This window comes from Streptomyces sp. CO7 (assembly GCF_053474865.1).
Genome location: NZ_JBRIOU010000004.1, coordinates 161,998 through 166,824, shown reverse-complemented (window position 1 = coordinate 166,824; position 4,827 = coordinate 161,998). Strand labels below are relative to the sequence as shown.

The 4,827-nt window shown below is 76.9% G+C and carries 4 protein-coding genes; all 4 read left to right on the top strand.

Translation table 11 applies throughout. The features are described from left to right. Positions 1 to 231 precede the first annotated feature (231 nt). Positions 232 to 1,395 (top strand): polyprenyl synthetase family protein, encoded by a 1,164-nt coding sequence (locus tag ACOV8S_RS13455; RefSeq protein WP_448318849.1) that lies wholly within the window; start codon positions 232 to 234, stop codon positions 1,393 to 1,395. After that, positions 1,392 to 2,963: a phytoene desaturase gene (locus ACOV8S_RS13450; protein ID WP_448318060.1), complete on the top strand. Its 1,572-nt coding sequence runs from the start codon at positions 1,392 to 1,394 to the stop codon at positions 2,961 to 2,963. The genes ACOV8S_RS13455 and ACOV8S_RS13450 overlap by 4 nt, the downstream gene beginning before the upstream one ends. Continuing rightward, positions 2,950 to 3,987, top strand: coding sequence for a phytoene/squalene synthase family protein (locus tag ACOV8S_RS13445; protein WP_448318059.1), 1,038 nt, complete (start codon positions 2,950 to 2,952; stop codon positions 3,985 to 3,987). Before ACOV8S_RS13450 ends, ACOV8S_RS13445 begins: the two co-directional genes overlap by 14 nt. Next, positions 3,984 to 4,827: DUF5914 domain-containing protein (locus tag ACOV8S_RS13440; protein WP_448318058.1), on the top strand; the 844-nt coding region annotated here is incomplete at its 3' end. The genes ACOV8S_RS13445 and ACOV8S_RS13440, both read left to right, overlap by 4 nt.

Here is a 4,827-nt window from a genome sequence, read left to right as displayed (position 1 = left end):
CACCTCGGCCCCGTCCGGCGTCACCGCCGCGCGGGGCCGCCGTGCGTCCCCGTCCGGTGAGCGGCCCCGCCTCCCCCGCCTGCCGCGGACCGTTCGGGCGCGCGTATAGGGCCGGTGGGGTGACCTGGCCCGCCGGAAGGGTCCGGAGCGGGAAGGAATCAGCGCATCCATTCACCATCCCTCGGCCGAAGCACAGGTATGCAGGTGACCGAGAGTGAAGAGGGGTTGCGCATGCTGGGACTGCGGCTCGCGGTGGCCGAACCGGCCAGGCCGCCCGGAGGTCCGCCCACGGCCCGTGAGGCCGTCCGGGCGGTCGAGGCGGAACTCGCGGACGTGCTCGACGACGCGCTGGCCCGCGCCCGCGACACGGACCCCGTGTACGCGCGCGACGTCGCCGACCGTCTCGCCGCGTTCGTCCGGCGCGGCGGCCGCCGGATGCGCGCCGCCTTCGCCTGGTGCGGCTGGCAGGCCGCCGGCGGCACCGGTGACCCGACGCCGGTCCTGCGCACCGGCGCGGCCCTGGAGCTGCTGCAGGCGTGCGCGCTGATCCACGACGACGTGATGGACGGCTCCGCGCTGCGCCGCGGCGCCCCGGCCCTGCACGTGGAGTTCGCCGAACTGCACCGCGCCACGACGGCCGCCCGCGCGTCCGGCGGCTCCGGCGCGGCCTTCGCCCTGTCCGCCGCCGTGCTCGCCGGGGACCTCGCCCTCGCCTGGGCGGACGACCTGATGACGGAGACCGCCCTCGGCTCCCCGCACGGCCGCCGGCTGCTGCGCGAATGGCGGGCCATGCGCGGCGAGATGGTGGCCGGCCAGTACCGCGACCTGCACGCGCAGACCACCGGGGCGTCCGGGATGGACGAGGCGATGACCGTCGCCACCCTCAAGAGCGCCCTGTACACGGTCGAGCGCCCCCTCGCGCTCGGCGCCACCCTGGCCGGGGCGGAGGCGGACGCCACCGAGGCGCTGCGCCGCGCGGGCCGCAGCGCCGGACTGGCGTTCCAGCTCCGCGACGACCTGCTCGGCGCGTTCGGCGACCCCGCCCTCACCGGCAAGCCCGCCGACGACGACCTGCGCACCCGCAAGCTCACCTGCCTGCTCGCCGCCGGCGTCCGCCTCGCCGAGGCCACCGGCGACACCGAGGCCGCCGCGGCGCTCGCCGTCGGCGCGCCGGCCGGCACCGAGCAGGACCTGCGGCGGATGCGGGCCGCGCTGACCCGCACCGGGGCGCGCAAGGCCGTCGAGTCGCGGATCGGGGAGCTGGCCCAGGACGCCCTGCGGCACTTCGGCAGCACCGGCGCCCACCCCGCCGTCCGGCGCGAGTTCGCCGCCCTGGTCGAGCGGGCCGCGGGCGTCTCCCTCGACTCCGCCGACGTCACCGGGGAGGAGGCATGAGGACGGTACCGGGTCCCACGGACCACGTCGTCGTGGTGGGCGCCGGCCTGTCCGGTCTCGCCTGCGCCCTGCACCTGCTCGGCGCGGGACGCCGCGTCACCCTCGTCGAACGCGAGGACGGACCCGGCGGCCGGGCCGGCCGGGCCCGCCTCGGCGGGTACGAGATCGACACCGGCCCCACCGTGCTGACCATGCCGCACCTGGCCGACGAGGCCTTCGCCGCGGTGGGCGACAGCCTGCGCCACCACGTCGAACTGACGCCCCTGCACCCGGCCTACCGGGCGAGCTTCGCCGACGGCAGCGCGCTCGACGTGCACACCGACGGCGCGGCCATGGAGGACGAGGTCAGGCGCTTCGCCGGACCGGCCGAGGCGGACGGCTACCGCAGGCTGCGGGACTGGCTGGAGCGGCTCTACCGGGCCCAGATGCGGCGCTTCATCGACACCAACTTCGACTCCCCCTTCCAGCTGCTCCACCCGGACCTGGCCCGGCTCGCCGCGCTCGGCGGCTTCGGACGCCTGGACCGCCGCATCGGCCGGTTCATCGACGACCCCCGGCTGCGCCGCGTCTTCTCCTTCCAGGCCCTGTACGCGGGCGTCGCGCCCGCCCGGGCCCTCGCCGCCTACGCGGTGATCGCCTACATGGACACCGTGGCCGGCGTCTGGTTCCCCAAGGGCGGCATGCACGCGCTGCCCCGCGGGATGGCGGACGCGGCGCGGAAGGCGGGCGCCGAGCTGCGCTGGTCCTCGGAGGTCACCGAACTGGAACGCGCCGCCGGCCGGGTCCGCGCCGTGCGGCTGGCCTCCGGCGAGCGGATCGCCTGCGACGCCGTCGTGCTGACCTGCGAACTCCCCGCGGCGCACGACCTGCTGGGACGCGCCCCGCGACGCCCGGTACGGCTGCGCCACTCGCCGTCCGCCGTCGTCCTGCACGCCGGGACGGACCGCACCTGGGACTCGCTCGCCCACCACACCCTGTCCTTCGGCCACGCCTGGGAGGACACCTTCGAGGAACTCACCCGCTCCGGGCAGCTGATGAGCGACCCCTCCCTGCTCATCACCCGGCCCACCACGCACGACCCCGGGCTCGCCCCGCCCGGCCGGCACCTCCACTACGTCCTGGCGCCCTGCCCGAACACCGCCGTCGGCCCCTCCGCGGCCGCCTGGCACACCCTGGGCCCCCGCTACCGGGACAGCCTGGTCGCCGAACTCGAGCGCCGCGGACTCGACGGGTTCGCCGGCAGCGTCCAGGAGGAGATGCTGGTGACACCGCTGGACTGGGCGGCGCAGGGACACGCGGACGGCAGCCCCTTCTCGGTGTCCCACACCTTCGCCCAGACCGGCCCGTTCCGGCCCCGCAACCTGGTGCGCGGGGCGGAGAACGTGGTGCTCGCCGGCTGCGGCACCACCCCCGGCGTCGGCGTGCCCACGGTGCTCATCAGCGGCAAGCTCGCCGCCGCCCGGGTCACCGGCCCGACCGTCCGCAGGACCTCCGTGCACATCCCCTCCGCACCGCGCGGCGGCCGAGCCGTCCCGCCGACCCCGGCAGGTGTCCATGACGCGCCGTGAACTGGACGCGGCGCGGATCACCGATCCCGCGCTGCGCGACGCCTACACCCGCTGCCGCACGCTCAACGCCCGGCACGGCAGGACCTACTTCCTGGCCACCCGCCTCCTCCCCGTCGAGCGCCGGCCCGCCGTGCACGCCCTGTACGGCTTCGCCCGGCGGGCCGACGACCTGGTGGACGACCTCGGCGCCACCGCGACGAGCGAGGACCGCGACCGGGCGCTGCGCCGCCTCGAGGACGACCTCGCGCGGGCGCTGCGCACCGGCGAGGGGGACGACCCGGTGGTCAAGGCGGTCACCGACACCGCCGAGCGGTACGCCATCGACCACGGCCTGTTCGCCGACTTCCTCGCCTCGATGCGCAGCGACCTGCACGTCACCGACTACCCGACCTACGGCGACCTGCGGGCCTACATGCACGGGTCGGCCGCGGTGATCGGCCTGCAGGTGCTGCCCGTGCTCGGCACGGTCGGGCCCCGCGAGGAGGCCGCGCCGTACGCGGCGGCCCTGGGCGAGGCGTTCCAGCTCACCAACTTTCTGCGGGACGTCGGCGAGGACCTGGACCGCGGCCGGATCTACCTGCCGGCCGATCTCCTCGCCTCCCACGGCGTGGACCGGCCGCTGCTGGAGTGGAGCCGCCGTACCGGCCGCACCGACCCGCGGATCCGGGCCGCCATGGTCGCCGCGGAGGAGCTGACCAGGAAGGTGTACCGCGCGGCGGAACCCGGCATCGCGCTCCTCGACCCGCTCACCCGGCCCTGCGTCCGCGCCGCGTTCGTCCTCTACGGCGGCATCCTCGACGTGATCGCCGGACAGGAGTACCGGGTGCTGCACCGCCGCGCCGTGGTTTCCGCCGGGCGGCGCGCCGCCACCGCGGCCGCCGGGATCGCGGGCGTCGTCGGTGCGCGCGCCCACGCCCGCGCCCGCACCGCACGCCGCGCGCCCCGCCCGGGCGGGGCGCTCCCCGCCGGGAGCCCGGCCGGAAGCCCCGTGGCCGAACACCCTGTGAAAGGAGCCGTGAGGTGAGCGACCGAGCGGACCGCGACGGCTGGACGTCCCCCCTGCGGCGCCGCCGCCGGTCGGACTGGGCGTCCCAGACGCCGACCTGGCGCGACGCGCGCCCCGGCCTGATCGCCGAGGCGCTGAAGCGGGCCTCGGCCCGCCCCTCCGGCAACTGGTACGTCGTCGGCTCCTCCCGCGGCGTGCGCGCCGGGGACCGCCCCTACGGCCGGACCGTCGCCGGGGTGGAGGTGGTGCTCTGGCGGGCGGAGGACGGCGAACTGCGGGCCGGACCTGGTGTGTGCCCGCACCTGGGCGCCCCGCTGCGGGACAGCCGGGTGGTCTGCGGGACCCTCGTGTGCCACTGGCACGGCCTGGCCCTGAAGGGCGGCCCGACCGCGGGGTGGGAGCCGTACCCGGTGCACGACGACGGCGTGCTGGTGTGGGTGAGGCTCGACCGGGCGGGCGGCGAGGAGCCGACGGAGCGCCCCGTCGTCCCGGCGCGCCCGGCCGAGGGCGCCGGGGTGGACTCCGTGTACACGGGCGTCGGGCGGTGCGAGCCGGAGGACGTGGTCGCCAACCGGCTCGACCCCTGGCACGGCTCCTGGTTCCACCCCTACTCGTTCGTCGACCTGACGGTCGCCCGGCCGCCCGTGGGGGAGGACGACGACGCCTTCGTCGTCGACGTCTCCTTCCGGGTGACCGACCGTCTGGTGGTGCCGGTCCGCGCGGAGTTCACCGCGCCCGAGCCGCGCACGGTCGTCATGCACATCACCGAGGGGGAGGGCAGCACCTCGGTGGTGGAGACCCACGCCACCCCGCTGACCGCCCCCGACGACCCCCGGCCGCGGACCGTCGTCGTCGAGG